19 protein-coding genes are annotated in these 22008 nt (G+C 66.3%); 14 read left to right on the forward strand and 5 right to left on the reverse strand.

The features are described 5' to 3' along the window. Nucleotides 1-132: 132 nt before the first annotated feature. Nucleotides 133-1659: a MocR-like pyridoxine biosynthesis transcription factor PdxR gene (gene pdxR, locus CFB50_RS23915; RefSeq protein WP_069252898.1), complete on the reverse strand. Its 1527-nt coding sequence runs from the start codon at nt 1657-1659 to the stop codon at nt 133-135. 269 nt (nt 1660-1928) lie between these two features. On the opposite strand from pdxR, the gene CFB50_RS23920 reads away from it, so the two are divergent. Both CFB50_RS23920 and phnY read left to right on the forward strand, forming a co-directional pair. Then, a complete protein-coding gene (locus tag CFB50_RS23920; RefSeq protein WP_069251259.1) occupies nt 1929-2270 on the forward strand; it encodes a GNAT family N-acetyltransferase in 342 nt (113 codons plus the stop codon). A 43-nt stretch (nt 2271-2313) separates the two neighbouring features. Next, nucleotides 2314-3768: a phosphonoacetaldehyde dehydrogenase gene (phnY, locus tag CFB50_RS23925; RefSeq protein WP_069252899.1), complete on the forward strand. Its 1455-nt coding sequence runs from the start codon at nt 2314-2316 to the stop codon at nt 3766-3768. Nucleotides 3769-3813: 45 nt separating this feature from the next. Here the strand turns inward: phnY and CFB50_RS23930 are convergent, their stop codons facing one another. Continuing rightward, complete coding sequence (locus tag CFB50_RS23930; RefSeq protein ID WP_089447439.1) at nt 3814-6078, reverse strand: TonB-dependent receptor; 2265 nt, start codon at nt 6076-6078, stop codon at nt 3814-3816. Between the two features lie 323 nt (nt 6079-6401). Here CFB50_RS23930 and CFB50_RS23935 point away from each other — a divergent pair, with 323 nt between their 5' ends. Continuing rightward, nucleotides 6402-7466 (forward strand): asparaginase, encoded by a 1065-nt coding sequence (locus CFB50_RS23935; RefSeq protein WP_069251261.1) that lies wholly within the window; start codon nt 6402-6404, stop codon nt 7464-7466. Nucleotides 7467-7555: 89 nt separating this feature from the next. Here CFB50_RS23935 and CFB50_RS23940 read toward each other — a convergent pair whose 3' ends face one another. After that, the gene (locus CFB50_RS23940; protein ID WP_069251262.1) at nt 7556-8530 is read right to left on the reverse strand and encodes a LysR family transcriptional regulator; all 975 of its coding nucleotides are present in this window, start codon (nt 8528-8530) and stop codon (nt 7556-7558) included. Nucleotides 8531-8672: 142 nt separating this feature from the next. Between CFB50_RS23940 and CFB50_RS23945 the strand changes: the two genes are divergently transcribed. Together CFB50_RS23945 and CFB50_RS23950 are read left to right on the forward strand one after the other, a co-directional pair. Continuing rightward, on the forward strand, nt 8673-10079 hold the full coding sequence (locus CFB50_RS23945; protein WP_069251263.1) for an aspartate ammonia-lyase: 1407 nt from the start codon (nt 8673-8675) through the stop codon (nt 10077-10079). Between the two features lie 108 nt (nt 10080-10187). Then, on the forward strand, nt 10188-11699 hold the full coding sequence (locus CFB50_RS23950) for an amino acid permease (RefSeq protein ID WP_069251264.1): 1512 nt from the start codon (nt 10188-10190) through the stop codon (nt 11697-11699). 61 nt (nt 11700-11760) lie between these two features. Here the strand turns inward: CFB50_RS23950 and CFB50_RS23955 are convergent, their stop codons facing one another. Next, nucleotides 11761-12444 carry an alpha/beta hydrolase gene (locus tag CFB50_RS23955; protein ID WP_069251265.1) on the reverse strand — a complete coding sequence of 228 codons (684 nt, stop codon included), beginning with the start codon at nt 12442-12444 and terminating at the stop codon, nt 11761-11763. Nucleotides 12445-12657: 213 nt separating this feature from the next. Here CFB50_RS23955 and CFB50_RS23960 point away from each other — a divergent pair, with 213 nt between their 5' ends. The 9 genes from CFB50_RS23960 to CFB50_RS24005 all read left to right on the forward strand — a co-directional run bounded on the left by CFB50_RS23960 (nt 12658) and on the right by CFB50_RS24005 (nt 21397). Further along, nucleotides 12658-12900, forward strand: coding sequence for an antitoxin (locus CFB50_RS23960; protein ID WP_069251266.1), 243 nt, complete (start codon nt 12658-12660; stop codon nt 12898-12900). Then, a complete protein-coding gene (locus CFB50_RS23965; protein ID WP_069251267.1) occupies nt 12897-13304 on the forward strand; it encodes a type II toxin-antitoxin system VapC family toxin in 408 nt (135 codons plus the stop codon). Before CFB50_RS23960 ends, CFB50_RS23965 begins: the two co-directional genes overlap by 4 nt. A gap of 501 nt (nt 13305-13805) precedes the next feature. Beyond that, entirely contained in the window at nt 13806-14114 is a 309-nt protein-coding gene (locus CFB50_RS23970; protein WP_069251268.1) for a DUF485 domain-containing protein, read from the forward strand. After that, nucleotides 14111-15841: a cation acetate symporter gene (locus CFB50_RS23975; RefSeq protein ID WP_069251269.1), complete on the forward strand. Its 1731-nt coding sequence runs from the start codon at nt 14111-14113 to the stop codon at nt 15839-15841. The genes CFB50_RS23970 and CFB50_RS23975 overlap by 4 nt, the downstream gene beginning before the upstream one ends. Nucleotides 15842-16298: 457 nt before the next feature. Then, nucleotides 16299-18680, forward strand: coding sequence for an MCP four helix bundle domain-containing protein (locus CFB50_RS23985; protein WP_069251270.1), 2382 nt, complete (start codon nt 16299-16301; stop codon nt 18678-18680). Between the two features lie 22 nt (nt 18681-18702). Then, on the forward strand, nt 18703-19431 hold the full coding sequence (locus CFB50_RS23990; protein WP_069252900.1) for a methyl-accepting chemotaxis protein: 729 nt from the start codon (nt 18703-18705) through the stop codon (nt 19429-19431). Then, nucleotides 19428-20009 (forward strand): hypothetical protein, encoded by a 582-nt coding sequence (locus CFB50_RS23995; protein ID WP_069251271.1) that lies wholly within the window; start codon nt 19428-19430, stop codon nt 20007-20009. Before CFB50_RS23990 ends, CFB50_RS23995 begins: the two co-directional genes overlap by 4 nt. 22 nt (nt 20010-20031) lie before the next feature. Next, nucleotides 20032-20991: a chemotaxis protein CheX gene (locus CFB50_RS24000; protein WP_069251272.1), complete on the forward strand. Its 960-nt coding sequence runs from the start codon at nt 20032-20034 to the stop codon at nt 20989-20991. Between the two features lie 40 nt (nt 20992-21031). Then, nucleotides 21032-21397, forward strand: a complete 366-nt coding sequence (locus CFB50_RS24005; RefSeq protein ID WP_031401467.1) for a response regulator — start codon at nt 21032-21034, stop codon at nt 21395-21397. A gap of 40 nt (nt 21398-21437) precedes the next feature. Here CFB50_RS24005 and CFB50_RS24010 read toward each other — a convergent pair whose 3' ends face one another. Continuing rightward, complete coding sequence (locus CFB50_RS24010) at nt 21438-21968, reverse strand: DMT family transporter (protein ID WP_069252901.1); 531 nt, start codon at nt 21966-21968, stop codon at nt 21438-21440. Between the last annotated feature and the right edge of the window lie 40 nt (nt 21969-22008).

The following is a 22008-nucleotide window of genomic DNA, read 5'->3' on the forward strand; positions in this document are numbered from 1 at the left end:
GCGGCCGTGAGTCACGTTGCAGGATGACTCACGGCCGATCGTTGAAACGGGTTTCGCCAGCAGCCGCACGCGCAACGCTCGTGCTCCCGGGTGACTGCGCTGCGCCGGCGCACGACGCTTTTTCGCGTGCGGTCAGGCCACCGGACGTTGCGTGCGCACGCATTGCGCGAGCGCCCGCACACCCGGCTCGATCCGCTCGAGCGGGATCGCGGAAAACCCCATCCGGAAGCAGCGCCGCGCATCGCCTTCATCGTTCATGAAGAACACGCTGCCCGGCTCGATCAGGATGCCGGCTTCCTGTGCATCGGCGGCGAGGCGCGTCGCATCGAGCCACGGCGGCCCCTCGACCCAGCACGATGCGCCGCCCGTCACCGGCACGTACCGCGCTTCCGGCAAGTGCGCATCGAGCGCGGCCATCAGCGCCTGCGAGCGCTCGCTGTACGCATGCGCGAGCCGACGCAGCAACGCGTCGTGATGGCCGAGCGCGAGAAAGGTCGCGAACGCGCGCTGGATATACGCGACCGGGTGGCGCACCATCAGCCGCCGCAGCGCACGCAGTTCGCGGATCAGCTCGCGCGGCCCGACCACGTAGCCGAGCCGCAGCCCCGGCGCGAACGTCTTCGAGAGGCTGCCGACGTAGATCACGCGGTCGGCCGTATCGAGGCTCTTCAGCGCCGGATGCGGCGTGCCGGAGAACGTGTTCTCGCTCTCGTAGTCGTCCTCGATGATCACGAAGTCATGCTGCTGCGCGCAATCGAGCAGCGCGCGGCGGCGTTCGACCGGCATCGTCGCGGTGGTCGGGCACTGGTGGCTCGGCGTCACGTACACGTAGTCGCAGCGCGAGAGCGTCGCGCCGAGCGCGCCGGGTGCGATCCCGTGGCCGTCGACGGGTAGCGGCAGCAGCCGTGCGTTGCGGTTCTCGAAGATGTTGCGCGCGTCCGGATAGCCGGGGTTCTCGAAACCGACCGTCGTGTGCTTGCCGCACAGCAGGTCCGCGATCAGATACAGCGCCTGCTGGCAGCCGTTCGTGACGACGATCTCGTCGGGCATTGCGAACACGCCGCGCCGCGGCAGCACGCGCGTGCGGATCTGCTGGATCAGTGATTCATCGTCGCGTTCGATCAGGTCGGGCGCCCAGTTGCGGATCTCCATCACCGACAGCGCCTTCAGGCAGGATTCGCGCCAGTCGTTGGTCGGAAACAGCGACTGGTCGAATTGCCCGTAGATGAACGGATATTCGTAGTGCTGCCAGTTCGCGGGTTTCACGATGTTGCGCTGCCTCGACGGCGGATGCGCGATGCGCTCGTCCCATGCGGGACGGCCCGGCGTGTCGTCGCCGCCGCCGGGCTGCACGGCGGGCTTGGCGGCCGAGAAGCCGGGCAGGCCCTCGAGCATCTTCGGGTTCACGAAGTGCCCGCTGCGTTCGCGCGAGATCAGGTAGCCCTCTTCGACGAGCATCTGGTACGCGAGCACGACGGTGTTGCGCGCGACGCCGAGTTGGTCGGCGAGCTCGCGGCTCGACGGCAGCGCGGCATCGGGCGCGAGCTGGCCGTCGAGGATCGCGGCCACGAGCATCCGCCGGATCTGGTCCTGCAGGCTCGACGCCGACGACCGCCGGAACTGCTGGGCCCATAAGGCGGTCGGGGTCCGACTCGGCATGCTTCCTCCTGTGATCGGTACGGGAAACGCGAGGCGGTGCGCGTGATGCGCGCGGCCCGCGAGGGGCGCGGTGTCGCGAGCATACGCGCGTCGCGCCATGGATGTGGACTCAATGAAAGGTGCCGTCTGGCACTACTGCGTGCCGATGTGGCAAGACGATACTCAAACCGTCGCCCCTGGACGATCCGGATTAGTCCCCGGTTCGCGGGCGCAGGGAGGCGTGCGCGCATCGCGTTCGCCTTCAGCGTGATGCCAAGGAGAGGGACGCCATGCACGTCGTCGTATTCAGGGATCGCTGCGAGCGCGTGATCCGCATCGTGTTCGACGATGCACGTGCGACGGCGGTCGCGTATCGCGACGACGAGGCGATCGGCGAACTCGGCATCGACGACGACGGTGGCAGCGCCATGCGATCACCGTCGCTCACGCGGCTGTACGTCGAACCCGCGTATCGGCGCAGCGGCATCGCGCACACGCTGCTCGCTTGCGCGTCGCGCGAATTCGGGCGGCCGATCCGCATCGATGCCCGCGCACGGGAATGGCCCGATACGCCGGCCTGGGCGACGCTGTGCCGCTGCCTCGAATACGAAGGGCTGGTGGTGGTGCGGTAACCGAAGCGTGACGACGATCACGCTGCACAAAGACGGAGACGACATGAGCACGGTCCTGAAGCCGATTCCCGCATCCGACGTGCGGCACGAGGCGTTGCGCATCGACGGGCAGCGCGTGTGGCGCGACGCCGTCATCGACGTGCGCAACCCGTACGACGGCGTGCTGGTCGGCACCGTGCCGAAGGCGACGCTGGACGACGTGCGGCGCGTGTTTGCCGCCGCACGCGCCTATCGGCCGACGCTCACGCGCTACGATCGCGCGGCGATCCTGCGCCGCGCAGCCGACATCGTGCGTTTGCGCACTGCCGAGATTGCAGCGCTGATCACGGCTGAGTCTGGTCTGTGCATCAAGGATTCGACATACGAAGCCGGCCGCGTGGCCGACGTGCTGACGTTCGGCGCCGGTGAAGTGCTGAAGGACGACGGGCAGATCTTCTCGTGCGACCTGACCCCGCACGGCAAGAAGCGCCGCGTGTACACGCAGCGTGACCCGCTGCTCGGCGTGATCTCGGCGATCACGCCATTCAATCACCCGATGAACCAGGTCGCGCACAAGATCGTGCCGTCGGTCGCGACCAACAACCGGATCGTCGTGAAGCCGTCGGAGAAGGTGCCGCTGTCGTGCTACCTGTTCGCGGACATCCTGTATGAAACCGGGTTGCCGCCGCAGATGCTGCAAGTGCTCACCGGCGACCCGAAGGAGATTGCCGACGAACTGATCACGAACCCGGCGATCGACCTGATCACGTTCACGGGCGGCGTGTCGATCGGCAAGTCGATCGCGTCGCGGATGGGCTACCGCCGCGCGGTGCTCGAACTCGGCGGCAACGATCCGATCATCGTGATGGAAGATGCCGATCTCGACGAAGCGAGCACGCTCGCGGTGTCGGGCTCGTACAAGAATTCGGGCCAGCGCTGCACGGCGATCAAGCGGATGCTCGTGCACGAGTCGGTGGCCGATCGCTTCACGGAGCTGGTGGTCGAGAAAACCAAGGCGTGGTCATACGGCAATCCGGCCGATCCGTCGGTCGACATGGGCACGGTGATCGACGAGGCAGCCGCGAAGTTCTGCGAGCAGCAGGTGAATGACGCGATCGCACGCGGGGCGCGGCTGCTGGTCGGCAACGTGCGCAGCGGCGCGCTGTATTCGCCGACGGTGATCGATCGCGTGACGCCCGATATGCCGCTCGTGAAGTACGAAACCTTCGGCCCCGTGTCGCCGATCATGCGCTTCCGCGACATCGACGAAGCGATCCGGATGTCGAACAGTACCGACTATGCACTGTCGTCGTCGGTCTGCACGAACCGCTTCGACCACATCACGCGCTTCATCACCGAGCTGGAGGTCGGCAGCGTGAACGTGCGCGAAGTGCCGGGCTACCGGCTCGAAGTGACGCCGTTCGGCGGCGTGAAGGATTCGGGGCTGGGGTACAAGGAGGGTGTGCAGGAAGCGATGAAGAGCTTCACGAACGTGAAGACGTACTCGCTGCCGTGGTGAGCGCGGCGGGGAAGGCCATACCAGGCCCTCCCGCCGCCCGCAGTGTTACTGATAGAAGTTGAGCGTGACCATCGCCGAACGGCCCGGCGCCCACGTCGCGTAGATCGGATACGCGCTCGAGTAATACTTCTTGTCGAACAGGTTCTGCACGTTCAGTTGAACGTCCATCGTCTTGTTCACGCGCCACGTCGCGGCCGCGTCGAAACGCGCGTAGCCGGGCGTCCATTTCTTGGTCGTCGCCGATACCGACGCATAGGTCTGGCTCATTACCGTTGCACCCGCGCCGAGCGTGAGCTTAGGCATCACGTCGTAGCTCGTCCACAGCGTGAAGTTGTGCTTCGGCACCATCACCATCGGCAGGCCCGATGCGCCCGGGCTGCCGGGGCCGGCATCGGTCGTGATCGCGTTCAGGTACGAGTAGCCGCCGAACACGTGCCACTTCGGGCTCAGGTTGCCCGCGAAGCCGAATTCGACGCCACGCACGCGCTGCTTGCCCGCGTTGACCGTGTGACCGAGGCCGTCGCTCACGCGTGCGTTGGTCTTCTCGGTCTGGAACAGCGCCGACGTCAGCGACAGCTGGTCCTGCAGCACATCCCACTTCGCGCCGATCTCGATGTTGCGCGAGCGCTCCGGCGCGAGATCCTGGTTCGTCGCGGTGATCTGGTCGGTGCCGCCGCCGAGGCCGCCGTTCGAACCGGGCGGGTTCGATGACGTGCCGTACGACGCATACAGGCTCACGTTGCTCACCGGCTTGAACACGAGGCCGAACTGGTAGCTGAACAGGTTCGACGTGTTCGACAGGTCGGCCACGCCGGCCTGCTTGCCGGTCGTGTCGTAGCGGTCGAAGCGCAGCCCCGTGTTGAACTGCCAGCGCTCGGACAGCTTCACGGTATCGAAGATGTACGCGGAAACCGTGTCGGTGCGCGTGTTCGTCGTCGCGCCGGGGAAGCCCTTGTCGCCGTTCAGCACGATGCTGCCGGTCCACGGCATGTTCGGGTTCCAGCCGCCCGCGAGCGGCGTGCAGTTGCCGGCCACCGAGCACGGGCCGCCCGAGCGGATGTTGTTGCCGGCCGAATCCGACACGAGGTAGCCCTCGTAGCGCGCCTGTTCATGGCTGAACTCGACGCCGGCCGTCATCGTGTGCTTCATGCCGAACAGGCTCGCGCTGCCGGTCACTTCGGTCTGGTTCGAGAAGCCGTTGAGCGCGTACTTGCCGCTCTTCGCCTGCAGGCTCAGCATGCTCGGGTTCGACGCGAGGATCTGCGGGTTTGTCGCGACGTAGTCGAGCGTCGAGCGGCCGAACATCGTCGTGTTCTTCAGCTTCCAGTCGTCGTTGAGCTTGTGCTCGACGCGCACCTGGGCGGTGTCGGTCTGCCCGTACCGGTAGTCGCGCGTGTTCAACCCGAAGAACTGGCCGCGATCGGTCGGCACCGGCGTGCCGCCCGACGCGCGGAACGGCACGCTGAAGTCCGGCATGTCGTACGAGTTCATGTGGTAGTAGCTGACCGTTACCGTAGTCGGCGTATTCAGCCCGAACACGATCGATGGCGCGACGCCCCAGCGCTTGTTGTACACGTCGTTGCGGCCGGCCTGGTTCGCATCGTGACCCATCACGTTCAGGCGCACGGCCGTCGTGTCGTTGATCTTGTGGTTCGCGTCGACAGTCGCGCGCTTGTAGCCGTCGGTGCCGAAGCCGATGCTGCTGTTGATGAAGTTGTCGTTCTTCGGCGTCTTCGTGACGATGTCGATGCTGCCGCCCACCGAGCCGCGGCCCGCGTAGACCGAATCGGGGCCCTTGATCACGCTGATCTGCTCGACCGCGAACGTTTCGCGGTTCTGCAGCCCCGAGTCGCGCATCCCGTCGACGAAGATCGAGTTGCGCGATTCGAAGCCGCGGATCACCGGGCGATCGGCCGACGGGTTCGCGGCCGCATCGCCGCCGAGGAACGTGATGCCCGGCACCGAGCGCAGCGCGTCGGCGAACGACGTGACGTTCTTTTCCTTGATCAGTTGCTCGGGGATCACCGTGATCGAGCGCGGCGTGTCGAGCAGCGGCGCGGTGAACTTGTACGACGGCGAACGCTTCACCTGCATGTCCGACGGCGCGGTCGACTGGACGTTGATCGTCGGCAGCGTCGCCTGCACGTCGGCGGACGGGGCCGGCTGGCCGGCGGCGGACGGGGCCGGCTGGCCGGCGGCGGGCGCCGGAGCAGGGGCGGTTTCGGCGGAAGCGAGCAGCGGGGTCAGGAAAACGGAGCAGGTCAGCGCCGACACGAGGGCGCGAGGCCTCGTCTTGAACTGGGCGGGCATATCGAGAGGCAGCAGAAGGTTCGGTGAGCGGATGCGTCTTCTCGATGCCGGGCGGGCAGCACGGAATATCGGAAAACGTCAATGTAAATGCGTATGATTCGCGTTTGCGGTCGCAATTGTACGGATTGGTACTAATTCTGTAAACGATCGAATGGTTTTTGTACTAATTTGGTCAGGCTTTCGTGGGGGGCGGATTGCCTTTGCGTGGCGTGCAACACCACTTTCCATCACCCGGCCGGTGCGCGGCGGCGACGACTCGATACACTGCCGTACCGGTTGGACGGGCCCCGGCAAGCAGGCCCGAAGTATGGAGACAACACAAGATGGACACCCAACGCGCAGCAGTCGTCACGTACCGAGGCGATGCGATCGAGAACACGCACGTCGCCCATGTGGCGGTGGTCGATGCACGCGGCCGGCTGCTGGCCCGGTTTGGCGATCCGTTCCGGATGACGCTTGCGCGGTCGGCGGCCAAGCCGGCGCAGGCGCTGTCGGTGATCGAGACGGGCGCACCCGAGCGCTTCGGCTTCGACGATGCGGATATCGCGCTGATGTGCGCGTCGCACAGCAGCGAGGACCGGCACATCGAACGCACGCGCGCGATGCTCGCCAAGGTCGCCGCGCACGAATCCGACTTGCGTTGCGGCGGCCATCCGCCGTTGTCGGACGCGGTGTATCGCGCGTGGATCAAGCGCGACTACACGCCGACCGGCGTGTGCAGCAACTGTTCGGGCAAGCACGTCGGGATGCTGGCCGGCGCGCAGGCGATCGGCGCCGCGATCGCCGATTACCATCTGCCCGAGCATCCGATGCAGGTGCGCGTGAAGCACGTGGTGGCCGATGCGTGCGGGCTGCGCGACGACGAGGTCGAGTGGGGCATCGATGGGTGCAACCTGCCGACGCCGGCGTTTTCGCTGGACCGGCTCGCGCGGCTTTACGCGTCGCTGGCCGACGGGGCGGATACGGTGGAAGCGGGCGGTGGCGACATCACCGCTCGCGTCCGTGCGCTGGCGCGCATTCATCATGCGATGACCGCGTATCCGGAGCTGGTTGCCGGCGAAGGGCGCTATTGCACGGTGCTGATGAACGCGTTCGACGGGCAGGTGGTCGGCAAGCTCGGCGCCGATGCGTGCTACGGAATCGGCGTGCGTGCGTCGGCGCGCACGCGGGCGCTGGGCGCCGATGGCGCGCTCGGCATCTCGGTGAAGATCGAGGACGGCAATCTCGACGTGCTCTACATGGTCGTCAGCGAGCTGCTCGAGCGGCTGCAGATCGGCACGGCCGAGCAGCGTGCGCAACTGGCCGGCTTCCATCGGCCGCGGATGCTCAACACGCAGGGCGTCGAGATCGGGCACGCCACGTTCCCGTTCGAATTGCAGGCGGCTTGAGCGGCCTGAAACGGCGTGAATGCGCTGCTGCCGGTGGTCCGCGACGCGGGCCGTGCGCAGCGGCGCGAACGCGACCAAAGGCGCGTGCGCTACACCCTCGCGCCGCGAATCTTCGTCAGCTCCAGCGCCGACAGCTCGCCGATATGCGCGAGGTGTTCCGCGAGAAAGTCCTTCAGCACGCGCAGCTTTGCCGAGCTGCGCCGGTTCGCCAGATACGCGATGTAGATGTATTCGCCGGTCAGCCGGTTCTGCAGCCGGTAGCGCGGCAGTACGGCTTCGAGCCGGCCGCTCGCGAGCAGGTCGCGCACCAGCCAGATCTCGAACTCCGCGATGCCGAGCCCCGCGCAGGTCGCTTCGAGCAGCAGCTCCGAATGGTCGGTGACGAGGTTGCCGGCCGGCAGCACGCTGTGATGCGCGTCGCCGTTCACGAGATCCCAGCGCGGATCGCCTTCCGGATGCACGTAGCGCAGGCAGTTGTGTTGCTTGAGGTCGTCCGGCGTGGACGGGCGCCCGCAGCGGTCGAGATAGCCGGGCGTCGCGCACAGGATGCTGTCGTTGCGTGACAGGCGGTGAACGACGAGGTTGTCCAGGTAGTTCTCGCCTTCGTGAATGTCGAGATCGAAGCCGCCGGCCACCAGGTCGTTGTGGTTGTCGGTGAGCCGCACGTCGAGCTGGATCGTCGGGTAGCGCGCGAGGAATGGTGCGACCAGCGGCGCGAGATGGCGGCGGCCGAATGCCACCGGTGCGGTGAGCTTCAGCGGGCCGCTCGGCTGCGCATTCAGCTCGGCGACCACGCGCAAGGTGTCGTCGAGATCGGCGATCAGCGTGACGGCGCGTTCCAGGTAGATGTGGCCGGCTTCGGTGAGCGTCACGCTATGCGTGGAGCGGTGCAGCAGCGCGACGCCGAGTGCCTCCTCGATCGCCGTGACCTTGCGTGCGACGGTGGACGTCGACACGTGCATCTCCTTGGCGACCGCCGAAAAACTCCCCGTTTCGACCACTCTGACGAACGCGCGCATCGCCCCCAGGTGATCGATGCCGGTTTCCCTTGCGCCTTTTTTCATTCGATTCTCATTGTTGCGTCCCACGCAAAACCGCTTTCGATAATACAGAAGTGAGCTTGTTTTTGCAAAGGCATAGAATGCGAACCCGTCGCGTCGGGAAGCGGCGCACGACGAGCGGCACGAGACATCCAGGAGGGGCACGATGACAGAAAACGGCTTCCGCGTCGAAGCGGATCTTTTAGGTAAGCGAAGCATTCCGAATGAGGCCTACTACGGCGTCCATACGCTGCGCGCGAAGGAGAATTTCGACATTTCGGGCCGCACCATCGCGTCGCTGCCGTACTTCGTGATGGCGCTCGCCGCGGTGAAGGAGGCCGCGGCCGACGCGAACTGCGAGCTCGGGCTGCTGCCGCGGCCGTACCGCGATGCGATCGCCGCCGCGTGCGTCGAGATTCGAGAAGGGCGCCTGCACGACCAGTTCGTCGTCGACATCATCCAGGGCGGGGCCGGCACGTCGACCAACATGAACGCGAACGAGGTGATCTGCAACCGCGCGCTCGAAATCATGGGCCACGCGCGCGGGCAGTACGAATACCTGCATCCGAACGAGCACGTGAACCTCGCGCAGAGCACCAACGACGTCTATCCGACCGCGATCCGCGTGGCGACCTGCTTCGCGGTCGAGCACCTGCTCGAAGCGATGGCGCGCCTGCGCGATGCGTTCGCGGAGCGCGCCGACGCGTTCGCCGGTTTGCTGAAGCTCGGGCGCACGCAGCTGCAGGACGCCGTGCCGATGACGCTCGGCCAGGAGTTCTCCACCTACGCGGTGATGCTGACGGAAGACATCGCGCGCCTGCAGGAAGCCGGCTGGCTGATTCGCGAGATCAATCTCGGCGCGACCGCGATCGGCACGGGGATCACCGCGCATCCGCAGTACGCGGAGAAGGCACTGGCGGCGCTGCGGCGCATTACCGGGCTCGACCTGAGCACCGCGCCGAACCTGATCGAAGCGACACAGGATTGCGGCGCGTTCGTGCAGGTGTCGGGCGTGCTCAAGCGGATCGCCGTGAAGCTGTCGAAGATCTGCAACGACTTGCGGCTGCTGTCGAGCGGCCCGCGCGCGGGGTTCGGCGAGATCAACCTGCCGCCCGTGCAGGCCGGCTCGTCGATCATGCCCGGCAAGGTGAATCCGGTGATCCCGGAAGTCGTCAACCAGGTCGCGTTCGAGGTGTTCGGCAACGACCTGACCGTGACCTTCGCGGCCGAGGCCGGGCAGCTTCAGTTGAACGCATTCGAGCCGGTGATCGCCAGCGCGCTGTTCCGCAGCTTCAGCCACCTGACGGCCGCCTGCACGACGCTCGCGCAGCGTTGCGTGAGCGGGATCACCGCGAACCCCGAACGGCTGCGCGAAACGATGGAGCGCTCGGTCGCGCTCGCAACCGCGCTGAACCCGTACATCGGCTACAAGCGCGCGACCGCCGTGGCGGCCGAAGCGCACGCGACCGGCAAGTCGATCCGCGAGGTCGTGCTGGAGCGCGCGTGGATGACCGTCGCGCAGGTCGAGGAAGCGCTGCAGCCCGAAGCGCTGATCCGGCCGCGCGTGCTTTGACGCCGGCTGCGCAGGCCGCCGGTGCGTGACGCCGGCGGCTTGCGTGCGGCTGCACCCTGAGCGTCCCCGCGCGGGACGCAACACATCAAGAAACAACGGAGACTCACGATGACCCACAGCAGCGAGCGCCCGGCCGATCCGGCCGGCGGCGCGGATTCCCGACATGCCGACCCCGATGCGATGTTCGCGTCGCACGAAGCCGGCTATGCGAAGCAGTTGAAGCCGCGGCACGTGCAGATGATCGCGATGGGCGGCGCGATCGGCACCGGCCTCTTTCTCGGTGCGGGCGGACGCCTGCAGCACGCGGGGCCGGCGCTCGCGCTCGTGTACCTCGTCTGCGGCGTGTTCGCGTTCCTGATCATGCGCGCGCTCGGCGAGCTCGTGATGCACCGGCCGACCAGCGGCAGCTTCGTGTCGTATGCACGGGAGTTCATGGGCGAACGCGCATCGTTCGTCGCGGGCTGGATGTACTACCTGAACTGGGCGACCACCGGCATCGTCGACATCACCGCGGTCGCGATCTACATGAAGTACTGGGCCGTGTTCACGGACGTGCCGCAGTGGGTGTTCGCGCTCGGTGCGCTCGGGATCGTGTCGGTGATGAACATGATCGGCGTGAAGGTGTTCGGCGAGATGGAATTCTGGTTCTCGCTGGTCAAGGTCGGCACGCTCGCGGTGTTCCTCGCGGTCGGCGCCGTGTTTCTCGCGAGCGGCCATCCGGTCGCCGGCCAGATGCCGGGGCTGCATCTCGTCGCGGATCACGGCGGGATCTTCCCGCACGGCATCCTGCCGGCCGTGCTGATCGTGCAGGGCGTCGTGTTCGCGTATGCGAGCATCGAGCTCGTCGGCGTCGCGGCGGGCGAGACCGCCGATGCGCGCAAGGTCTTGCCGAAAGCCATCAACAGCGTGATGTGGCGCATTGCGCTGTTCTACGTCGGCTCGGTCGTGCTGTTGACGATGCTGCTGCCGTGGACGGCGTACAGCGCGCACGAAAGCCCGTTCGTGACGTTCTTCAGCAAGCTCGGCGTGCCGTACGTCGGCACCGTGATGAACGTCGTGGTGCTGACCGCCGCGCTGTCGAGCCTGAACTCCGGCCTCTATTCAACCGGACGCGTGCTGCGCTCGCTCGCGATGGGCGGATCGGCGCCGCGCTTCGTGTCGCGGATGAACGCACGCGGCGTGCCGTACGGCGGGATCCTGATCACGGTCGCGATCAATGCGATCGGCGTGCCGCTGAACTACATCGTGCCGGCGCAGGCGTTCGAGATCGTGCTGAACATGGCGTCGCTCGGGATCATCACGACGTGGGGCTTCATCGTCATGTGCCAGATCCTGTTCCGCCGCGCGGTCGATCGCGGCGAGCTGAAGGCCGTGTCGTTCCGGATGCCCGGCGCGCCGTTCACGTCGTGGCTCACGCTGGCCTTCCTCGTCGGCGTGCTGGTGCTGATGGCATTCGACTATCCGGGCGGCACGTGGACCATCGCGACGATTCCGGTCGTGGTGCTCGCGTTGGTGGTCGGCTGGAAGCTGGCGAAGCGCGGCGCCGCGCGGGAGCAGGCGGCGGATGCGCTTGCATCTTCGGCCACGCGCGCCGTTGCCGATCCGGCGCGGGGCGTCTGAAGAAGGGATGAGCCGGGCGCGCCGGGTCGTTCGCGGCCGGCGCCCCGGCGCCTCGTGCCAGTCAGTTCAATCCGGCTCGTTTGCCGACCCAGCGGCCGAAATCGCCGGCCATCTCCGCGGTCAGCTCGTGGCCGGCCGCGTACAGCCGCGTATCGTGCGCGACGCCGAGCGCCGTGAGTTTCGCGTCGGCGGTGTCGGCCCACGCGACGGGCAGCTTGTCGTCGGCGCGGCCGTGCACGATCAGCGCATGGAGCGGGCGAAGGGCATCGCACGGCGCGATCAGCGGATCGATTTCGGGCAGGATGCGCCCGCACAACACCGCGAATGCGGTGACGTCCTGCGGCGACGTGAGGCCGACGCTCGCGCTCATGATGCCGCCCTGGCTGAAGCCGGCAATCACCGTCGGCAAGGTCGCGCCCGCGTCACCGCCGGCGTGGAAGGCGCGCAGCAGCGTGATCAGCTTGACGCGGCTCGCGTCCGCGCGGGCCGCGTCGATTTCGGGGCCGTTCGGGCCGAAGCGCACCGGAAACCACGCGTGCTGGTCGGGGCCGAACGCGAGCGGGGCGCGCAGGAAGGCGATCTCGATGCGCGGATCGATGACGTCGGCCAGGTTCAGCAGGTTGGTTTCGTTGCCGCCGACGCCATGCAGCAGCAACAGGCGGGCAGCGGGGCGGCCGGTGGCCGGGCGCAGCCGGTACTGGAGGCCCGACTCGGGATCGGTGGTCAGCGGCAGGACGTCGGTCATTGCGTGGGGTCCGGAAAGGGGAGCGATGCGACAGTCTAGGGCGTGCGGCCGGCGACGTGAATCGCCGGCGTGCGATTGATTATTTCCTCGCGGGAATGAATCGGGTGTTCCGCGACGCCCGTTGCTCGTTGTTCATATACCGATCGGGTGACTCGTCATCAGCGCGCGGAGTGGTTAAAGTAGATACATTTCGTAGATACGCGAGGGGCGAAGATGGATACTGCCAAGCTTTTCAAGCATGGCGGATCGCAGGCTGTCCGTCTGCCGAAGGATTTCCGCTTCGACACGACCGAGGTCCGGATTCGTCGCCACGGTTCATCCGTCATTCTCGAGCCGGTGCCGCAAGACTGGGCATGGCTCACGCCGCTGATCGGCCCGGTCGACGCCGATTTCGAAGCCGCCGCCACGACCGAGCCTGCCGCTGAGGAACGCCCGGATCTGGACGTATTTGAATGAAATTTCTGCTGGCTACCAACGCTGTAATCGCCATCATGAAAGGCGAGCCGGCCATGCTGGCTCGGCTGCGCACGTATCAGCCAGCAGATTTCGGCATGCCGGCGATCGTCGCGCATGAACTCTATTACGGCGCCTACAAGAGCCAGAGAGCGGCGGCGAACGTGGCACGTGTCGAGGCACTTCAGTTCGAGGTGGTGTCGTTCGATGCGGAGGATGCTCAGCACGCCGGCGAGATTCGTGCGCATCTGACTGCGGCGGGCACCCCGATCGGTCCGTACGATGCGTTGATCGCTGGGCAGGCACGCGCGCGGCGTATGGTGCTCGTCACACATAACGTGCGCGAGTTTGTGCGAGTCCCGGGGCTACAGGTCGAGGATTGGCTCGCCGAGGCGCATGAAAACTGATCGCATGGCGGTCATGCCGCAACGGGAGCGGATTCGTCCTGCGGGCGCGCGCCGCCCGTTTCGCGTCACCGCAACCGGATCACCGTCGATTTCAGCTCCGTATATTTCTCCAGCGCGTGCAGTGAGTTGTCGCGCCGCCTGAGATAGCACACCGTCGTCACGGCTTCGTTGTTGCGGCGTCGATGTCATGCTCGATCTACGTTCATATCTTTTCATCGACTCGATCGATACGAGTGACTGTCCTTGCGCGGAAATATCCGTTTATTGAGGACTATCGAAAAATTGCGTCCTGACCAACCCGCATCGCGATGCCGAAACGGCGGCGACGTTCCAGCGCGCCATGCGCACGGTCGCGTACACGCATCAAGCGCGACAGCGACACAGTGCCCGGTATCGCTAGGGAAAACCATAGTGCACTCGCGAAAGACCGAGTAAGCCCGCAGTCAGCTTCGCTATTCAGAATCGCCGAACTCATTCAAAAAGCAAACCAGGAGACAGGCGATGCATGATGGGTTGGTGAAAAAGATCGAAGCGCATCCGAAGTATGCGCAGCTCAAGCGACGGCGCAATACGCTCGGTGTCTGCCTGACCGTGCTGATGCTGATCGTGTACTACGGCTACATCGCGCTGATCGCATTCGACAAGTCGTTCCTCGCGAAGCCGGTGAGCACCGGCGTGACGAGTGTCGGCGTACCGGTGGGCATGGCGGTGATCGTGTTTACCGTCGTCATCACGGGCATCTACGTGCGCCGCGCGAACAACGAATACGATCAACTGACGCAGGACATCCTGCAGGACGTCGCCCAATGAAGAAGACACTTTCGATGACGCTGGTCGCGCTGCTGGCCGCGCTCGTGTGCGGCGTGGCCGTCGCGGGCGGCGGCGATGTCGGGCAGACCGCCAAGCAGGCCACCAACACCACGGCCATCGTCCTGTTCGCGCTGTTCGTGGCCGGGACGTTGTGGATCACCAAGTGGGCGGCGTCGCGCACGCGTTCCGCCGCGGATTTCTACACGGCCGGCGGCGGCATTACCGGGTTCCAGAACGGCCTGGCGATCTCGGGCGACTACATGTCGGCGGCATCCTTCCTCGGCATTTCCGCGGCAGTGATGACGTCGGGTTACGACGGCCTGATCTACTCGATCGGCTTCCTGGTCGGCTGGCCGATCATCACGTTCCTGATGGCCGAGCGGCTGCGCAACCTCGGCAAGTTCACCTTCGCCGACGTCGCGGGCTATCGCTTCGAGCAGGGGCCGATCCGCAGCTTCGCCGCGATCGGCACGCTGGTGGTGGTGGCGTTCTACCTGATCGCGCAGATGGTGGGTGCAGGGCAGCTCATCAAGCTGCTGTTCGGTCTCGACTACTGGGTGGCGGTCGTGATCGTCGGCGCGCTGATGATGGTCTACGTGCTGTTCGGCGGCATGACGGCCACCACGTGGGTGCAGATCATCAAGGCGTGCATGCTGCTCGCGGGCGTGACCTTCATGGCGATCATGGTGCTTGCGCAGTACGGCTTCAGCCCGGAGGCGCTGTTCGCCCATGCCGTGGAAGTCAAGACCGCGATCGCCGCGAATGCCGGCAAGGCGCCGGACGACGCGACCCGGATCGGGCTGTCGGTGATGTCGCCGGGCGGGTTCATCAAGGATCCGATCTCGGCCATCTCGTTCGGCATGGCGCTGATGTTCGGCACCGCCGGCCTGCCGCACATCCTGATGCGCTTCTTCACGGTGCCGGATGCGAAGGAAGCGCGTAAATCCGTGTTCTGGGCCACCACGTGGATCGGCTACTTCTACGTGCTGATCTTCATCATCGGCTTCGGTGCGATCACGCTGGTGCTGACCAATCCGGAACTGGCCGACGTGGCCAAGGGCGTGATCAAGGGCGGCGCGGGCACGGCCAACATGGCCGCGGTGCTGGTGGCCAAGACGGTGGGCGGCGACGTGTTCTACGGCTTCATCTCGGCCGTGGCGTTCGCGACGATCCTGGCGGTGGTGGCCGGGCTCACGCTGTCGGGTGCGTCCGCGGTGTCGCACGATCTCTACGCCACCGTGTTCAAGAACGGCAAGGCCAACAGTGCCGACGAGCTGAAGGTGTCGCGCATCACGACGCTGGTGCTCGGCGTGATCGCCGTCCTGCTGGGCATCGCGTTCGAGAAGCAGAACGTCGCGTTCATGGTGTCGCTGGCGTTTGCCGTGGCGGCATCGGCCAATTTCCCGGTGCTGTTCCTGTCGATGATGTGGAAGGGCTGCACCACGCGTGGTGCGGTCATCGGCGGCTTCCTCGGGCTCGTCTCGTCGGTGGGGCTGACGATCGTGTCGCCGTCGGTGTGGGAGGCGACGCTTGGTTATCCGAAGGGTTCGGCGTGGTTCCCGTACACGTCGCCCGCGTTGTTCTCGATGACGATCGGCTTCGTGGGCGTATGGCTGTTCTCGGTCCTCGACACGAGCCTGCGCGCGAAGGCGGAGAAGGGCGCGTTCGCCGCGCAGCAGGTGCGTTCGGAAACGGGGCTGGGGGCGACGCGCGCCAGCAGCCACTGACCGGTCGTTAGCCGCTCCCGCCCGCCCCGGGGCCGACGATGCAGCCCATCGCATCGTCGCTCCCGGGGCGGGCGGAATCGTTTTCATCCGTCCGTCGAATCATGCTCCGGCAATAAAAAATCGCGAATTCGACTGAATTCGTCGATAATGCGAAAACGTTTTACGAAAGCCCGATTGCGGCTAATCAGCGGATTAAATAAATAAAAATAAAATATCCGAACCTGGAATTCAAAGGCCGCGCAGGATCGTCATTCGAAGCCTCGTGGCACGAGGTTAACGGCAGATCCCGGCAATACTTTAGGGCGCTTTCGTCACAATTATTCATTTCATTTTTATCAATGAATGAATGATTTTCGGTCATCGGAGCGTCATACACCATCCCCGATAATTCGGCGCTCACATTCTTTCAATAGACCAAACGGCGATCGAAGCCGGATCGCTGCGGGGAGCTGTACTCATGACCATCCGTCATCGCATTACGCTGCTAGTCGTCCTGACGTTCTTCGCGCTGTCCGCGATCGGCATCTATGCCGTGTACCAGACGCGCAAGAGCGCATCCGAGGTACGCCAGGTCACCCAGGGAATCGTGCCGAGCGCGCTCGCGTCGGCGGATCTCGTCGCCGACGTGAAGAACATCCAGATCGCGACGATGACGCTCGTCTATGCGCCCGACGCGAACACTGCCGCGCAGGCGCGCGACGAGCTGAAGGCGAAGCAGGGCGCGCTGCGCGCCGCGCTCGACGTGCAGGCGAAGTCGGCGGTCGGCCAGGCGCAGGTCGGGCTCGTCTCGCAGGCGAAGGAGAGCGCCACGAACTATTTCGCGGCGATCGACGACACCGTGAAGATGAAGGCCGACGGCAAGCCCGAGATGGCGCAGGCCTACCTGTTCGCGAACGTCGCGCAGTATCGCGACGAACTCGAAAGCATCGTCGATACGCTGCGCGTCGAGAAGAACCGCCAGAAGGACGACGCGATCAGCGCGCTGAACGGGATGCTGTCGACCACGGCGACCGCGATCGCGGGCGTCGCCGGCACGGTGATCGTGCTGCTGACCGCGCTCGGCCTGCTGCTGTATCGCCAGATCACGCGCCCGCTGATCGGGATGCAGACGGCGATGAGCGAGATCGCGACGAGCCAGGATTTCACGCGCCGCGTGCCGGTGGGCCGGATGGACGAAATCGGCCATTCGATCGTCGCGTTCAACGGGATGATCGAGAAGATCCAGGAGAACTCGGCGCAGCTCAAGCAGAAGACGGCCGACATCCAGGCGATGCTGCAGAACATGCAGCAGGGGATCCTGACCGTCATCGAGGGCGGTGTCGTGCATGCGGAGTATTCCGCGTACCTCGAAACCATCTTCGAGACGAACGACATCGCGGGCCGCGACCTGATGGCGCTCGTGTTCGACGACTCGAACATCGGTTCCGACGCCCGCTCGCAGGTCGATGCGGCCGTGCACGCATGCCTTGGCGAAGACAGCATGAACTTCGCGTTCAACGAGCATTTGCTCGTGAACGAAGTCGCGAAGCGGATGCCGGACGGCCGCGACAAGTGGCTCGACCTGAGCTGGTCGGCGATCACCGACGAGACCGACACGGTCGTGCGCCTGATGCTGTGCGTGCGCGACGTGACCGAGATTCGCGAGCTTACCGCGCAGGCCGGCGAGCAGCAGCGCCGCCTCGAGATGATCGGCGAGATTTTGTCGATCAGCCAGGACAAGTTCCACGACTTCGTGCACAGCGCGAAGGGCTTCCTCAGCGAGAACGAGCGGATGATCCGCCAGCACGAGCGCGCCGATCACTCGATCGTCGCGGCGCTGTTCCGCAACATGCACACGATCAAGGGCAATGCGCGCACGTACAGCCTCCAGCACCTGACCAACATCGTCCACGAAGCGGAGCAGGCGTACGACTCGCTGCGCCGCGCGGACGGCGGCCCGGAGTGGAACCGCGATGCGCTGATGGACGACCTGGCCCGCGTACGCGACGCGGTCGAGCATTACGCGACGATCAACGCGGTCACGCTCGGCCGCAGCGGCGAAGCGGTGCAGGGCGACGACTTCCTGATGGTCGAGCGCGCGCACATCAGCGAGAGCCTGCGCGTGCTCGACGGCGCCGATCCCGCGAATGCGTCCGACTGGCACGCGGCCCGGGATGCCGTGCGCCGCATGCTGAGCCAGCTCGGCACGCAGGGCATCGGCGATGCGCTCGGCGGCGTGATCGAGTCGCTGCCGTCGCTCGCGGCCGAACTCGGCAAGCCGGCGCCGGTCGTGCATATCGACAGCCACGGCCACCGCGTGCGCAGCGAAATCGCCGCGACGCTGAAGAACGTGTTCATGCACCTGCTGCGCAATTCGATGGACCACGGGATCGAATCGTCCGACGAGCGGCGCGCGGCCGGCAAGGCGGCATCCGGCACGATCGACATCGCGGTCGGCGTGGGCGGCGGCGAGCTGTGGTTCGTGCTGAGTGACGACGGCCGCGGCCTCGCGCTCGACCGGATTCGCGGCATCGCGCGCGAGCGCGGCTGGATCGATGCCGACCACGACGCGGCGCTGTCCGACGAAGAGGTGGCCGAGCTGATCTTCCGGCCGGGCTTCTCGACCGCGCAGACGGTGACCGAAGTGTCGGGGCGCGGCGTCGGCATGGACGCGGTGCGCAACTTCCTGAAGCGCGACGGCGGCGACATCGCGCTGCGTTTCACCGACGATCGCGTCGGCGCGCCGTATCGCGCGTTCGAGACGATCGTGTCGCTGCCGGCCCGCTTCGCGGCGGACGGTGCCGCCCAGGGCGTCGTGCACGAACGTGCGCGCAGCGCGGATATCGGCGCGGCGGAGTGACGACGTGATCGGGCAGGCGTGGATGATTCAGATGGCCGCCGCACTGGCGGGCGGTGTCGTCGTCGCCATCGTGGCGGCGGTCGTGTTTCGCGTGACGCGCAAGCGGCTCGTCGCGGCGCTCGAGCGCGATGCGGCACAGTTGCGCGGCGCGCTCGCCGCAGCCGATGCGCGCATCGCGGACGTAAAGTCGGCGCATGCGGAGGCGGCCGACGCATGGGCGCAGCGCGAGGCGCAGCTCGAGGATGCGCTGGCGCGCGAGACGTCCGCCGCCGGCACGCAGCGCGACGCCATGCAGGCGCTGTCGGCCGATCGAACGGCGCTCGCGCAGCATGCAATGAAGATCGCCGACGAAGCCGCGCGCCTGCGCGGGCTCGCCGGCACGTTCGAGCGCTGGCACGAGCAGATGATCTCGCTGACCACGCAGAACCAGGACATGCGGGCGAAGAACCAGGAGCTGTCGGCGATCGTCGCGCACGTGTCGATCGTGTCGCTGAACGCGTCGATCGAGGCCGCGCGCGCCGGCGCGGCCGGGCGCGGCTTCTCGATCGTCGCGAGCGAGGTGCGCGGGCTGGCCGCGCGCTCGCAGCAACTGTCGAACAGCTATCGCGACAGCCTGAACCGCAACGATCTCGTGACGGCAGCGACGTTCCAGGACATCCAGGCCGGCGGCAAGATGATCACGGCCGCGCTCGCGACCGTCGAGACGCTGGCCGGGCAACTGCACGCGCGGATCGAAGGAGGCGCGGCGTGATCAGTGCGCGGGCGTTGGCCGGCTTCGACCGGATTTTCTTCGATGCGGCGCGCACGCGGCTCGCATCCGGCGGCGCGTGCGACATCCGGCCGTCTGCCGGCCCCGCACACGACGGGCAGGATCACGCGCCCGCGAAGTCGCGCACGAAGCCGACGGTGCCCGAGCATGTCGCGGTGCTGACGATCTCGGCGCTGCATTTCCGCCTGCTGCTCGCCCTGCGCTTCAGCGACGACGACGCGACGCGCCGCTATTTCGCCGGCGCGACGGCGGGCACGAGCAGCCAGCGGCCGCTGCCCGAAGCGTTCATGGAAGTCGCGAACCTGTGCTGCGGCGCGATCAACCAGGCGCTGACCGTGCCGTTTCCCGACCTGGGAATGTCGACGCCTTGTCTGCTGAGCGGATCGAGCATCGACTACCTGCCCGCGCTGGCACCGAATCACGTGGCCGCCTACGACCTGACGCTCGACGGCGACGTGCGGGTCGGCGCGACGCTGTGCGTGTGCGCGAACGCGCCGGTCGATTTCCATGTGCCGGAAACGGCCACGGTGGATACCGGCGGCGAGCTCGAACTGTTCTGACCGACCATGAGGAAACCTTGAGATGACCTTGGATAAACCCGTCAGCAAGGTGCTCGTACTCGACGACAGTCGCGCGCACGCCGACGCGATCAAGCGTTTCTGCGACGAGCACAACCTGGTCGGCCTGACCGTGCGGCGCAACCGGCTGCTGAAGGTGCTGCGCTCGAACATCGACCTCGGCGCGATCCTGCTGGCCGAGGATTACGGCGGTTCGCCGGCCGAGAGCGCGATCATTGCGACGCAGATCGATGCGCTGCGCCCCGAGCTGCCGATCATCCTGCGCCGCGAATCGCTCGCATCGCGCGACGGGCTGCCAGAGGCGCTCGCGCGTGTCGCATGCGCGGCCTACGTCGCGGACGACATGACGCCGCTCAAGCGCGCGGTCGATGAATACCTGTTCGGCCGCGACTATCCGAACGCACTCGTGCGCGGCATCTCGGAGATCACCGAGGCGCGCATCGACAGCCTGTTTCCGGGCATGACGATCGAGCACGAAACGCCGTGCATCGTGCGCGACCAGATCATCTTCGGCGAAGTGTTCAGCCTGATCGCGCTCGAAAGCGCGTGGTGCCGCGGCTACATGCTGCTGCAGACGAGCGAGCAGCCGCTGCTCGACATGATCGGCGGCACGCGCGAAGACGGTCGCGCGCCGGATTTCCGCGACGTGAACAACGTGCTCGGCGAGCTGACCAACCTCGTCTGGGGCGCGTTCAAGAACCGCTATCTCGGCGACGCCGAGGCGCTGGCGCGCCATCCGGTGCAGGTGCCGCTCGTCGTCAATCACAAGCAGAAGTTCATCTCGTTCGGCGGCGATTGTCCGCAGCTCTGCTTCAAGTACCGGATGACCGATCCGGCATCGGGGCGCTCCGTCTGTCTCGACCAGCGCTTCGTGTTCAGCCTGAGCTGGTCGCCGGAGGATTTCCGCGAATCGGTGCAGGACGTGGGGCCGATGGTCGAATCGGGCGAACTCGAACTGTTTTGAATACTGAAGTCAGCAACAAGGAAAGGAAGGGGAATACGACATGGCAAAGATTCTGGTGGTCGACGATTCGGGCACGGTGCGCGACGAGGTTGCGGGCTTCCTGCGCAATCACGGGCTTGATGTCGCGACGGCCGTCGACGGCAAGGACGGGCTCGCGAAGCTCAAGGCGACGCCCGGCGTGCGCCTCGTGATCAGCGACGTGAACATGCCGAACATGGACGGCCTGACGATGGTCGAGAAGATCCGCGGCGAACTGGCGAACGCGACGGTCAACGTCGTGATGCTGACGACCGAAAGCAGCCCGGCGATGAAGGAGCGCGGCAAGGCCGCCGGCGTAAAGGGCTGGATCGTGAAGCCGTTCAAGGGCGACGCGGTGCTCGACGCGCTGAAGAAGCTCGCGGGCTGACGCCCGTCGGGCCGCGGCGCACCCGCGACCGCCCGGGCATTCAGCGCTGCGGTTCGGGTTGCGCGACTGCCGCGTTGCCGGTAGCGGCCGGCACGCGTGGCGCGGGCGTCTGCCATTGCACGACGATCATCCCCGCGAAGATCAGCGCGACGCCCGCGATGCGGCCGGGTGTCGCGAGCCGCTGCGCGAGCCCCATCAGCCCGTAGTGGTCGATCAGCAGCGACGCGAGCATTTGCCCGGCGACGACGCAGACGATGAAGGTCGTCGCGCCGAGCCGCGGCGTCAGGATCAGCGCGAGCGTGATGTAGATCACGCCCGCGAGGCCGCCGAGCCACATCCACAGCGGGCGCTGCAGCGCGTCGCCGACGAGCGGCGCGTTCGCCCGGGTGGCCAGCAGCACGGGCAGCACGGCGAGCAGGCTGACCGTCAGCGACGCGACGCTCGCCCACAGCGGGTGGCCGAGCGCGCGCCCGAGCGCGGCATTGCTGCCGCCTTGCAGCGGCACGAGCGCGCCGGCGACGAAGGCCGCGACGGCGAGTGGAAGGGTGGCGAAGGACAGGGAAGTCGTCATCTGGGTCGGTCGTGAAAGGAGGTTGAAATGATTGTTGTCC

The organism is Burkholderia sp. AU33423 (assembly GCF_002223135.1).
Taxonomy (GTDB): Bacteria; Pseudomonadota; Gammaproteobacteria; order Burkholderiales; family Burkholderiaceae; genus Burkholderia; species Burkholderia lata_D.

Excerpts from the sequence above, each read along its gene's own strand:
- pdxR (WP_069252898.1), bottom strand. The coding sequence starts at position 1,659 with ATGCCGAGTCGGACCCCGACCGCCTTATGGGCCCAGCAGTTCCGGCGG.
- CFB50_RS23920 (WP_069251259.1), top strand. The coding sequence starts at position 1,929 with ATGCACGTCGTCGTATTCAGGGATCGCTGCGAGCGCGTGATCCGCATC.
- phnY (WP_069252899.1), top strand. The coding sequence starts at position 2,314 with ATGAGCACGGTCCTGAAGCCGATTCCCGCATCCGACGTGCGGCACGAG.
- CFB50_RS23930 (WP_089447439.1), bottom strand. The coding sequence starts at position 6,078 with ATGCCCGCCCAGTTCAAGACGAGGCCTCGCGCCCTCGTGTCGGCGCTG.
- CFB50_RS23935 (WP_069251261.1), top strand. The coding sequence starts at position 6,402 with ATGGACACCCAACGCGCAGCAGTCGTCACGTACCGAGGCGATGCGATC.
- CFB50_RS23940 (WP_069251262.1), bottom strand. The coding sequence starts at position 8,530 with ATGAAAAAAGGCGCAAGGGAAACCGGCATCGATCACCTGGGGGCGATG.
- CFB50_RS23945 (WP_069251263.1), top strand. The coding sequence starts at position 8,673 with ATGACAGAAAACGGCTTCCGCGTCGAAGCGGATCTTTTAGGTAAGCGA.
- CFB50_RS23950 (WP_069251264.1), top strand. The coding sequence starts at position 10,188 with ATGACCCACAGCAGCGAGCGCCCGGCCGATCCGGCCGGCGGCGCGGAT.
- CFB50_RS23955 (WP_069251265.1), bottom strand. The coding sequence starts at position 12,444 with ATGACCGACGTCCTGCCGCTGACCACCGATCCCGAGTCGGGCCTCCAG.
- CFB50_RS23960 (WP_069251266.1), top strand. The coding sequence starts at position 12,658 with ATGGATACTGCCAAGCTTTTCAAGCATGGCGGATCGCAGGCTGTCCGT.
- CFB50_RS23965 (WP_069251267.1), top strand. The coding sequence starts at position 12,897 with ATGAAATTTCTGCTGGCTACCAACGCTGTAATCGCCATCATGAAAGGC.
- CFB50_RS23970 (WP_069251268.1), top strand. The coding sequence starts at position 13,806 with ATGCATGATGGGTTGGTGAAAAAGATCGAAGCGCATCCGAAGTATGCG.
- CFB50_RS23975 (WP_069251269.1), top strand. The coding sequence starts at position 14,111 with ATGAAGAAGACACTTTCGATGACGCTGGTCGCGCTGCTGGCCGCGCTC.
- CFB50_RS23985 (WP_069251270.1), top strand. The coding sequence starts at position 16,299 with ATGACCATCCGTCATCGCATTACGCTGCTAGTCGTCCTGACGTTCTTC.
- CFB50_RS23990 (WP_069252900.1), top strand. The coding sequence starts at position 18,703 with ATGATTCAGATGGCCGCCGCACTGGCGGGCGGTGTCGTCGTCGCCATC.
- CFB50_RS24000 (WP_069251272.1), top strand. The coding sequence starts at position 20,032 with ATGACCTTGGATAAACCCGTCAGCAAGGTGCTCGTACTCGACGACAGT.
- CFB50_RS24005 (WP_031401467.1), top strand. The coding sequence starts at position 21,032 with ATGGCAAAGATTCTGGTGGTCGACGATTCGGGCACGGTGCGCGACGAG.
- CFB50_RS24010 (WP_069252901.1), bottom strand. The coding sequence starts at position 21,968 with ATGACGACTTCCCTGTCCTTCGCCACCCTTCCACTCGCCGTCGCGGCC.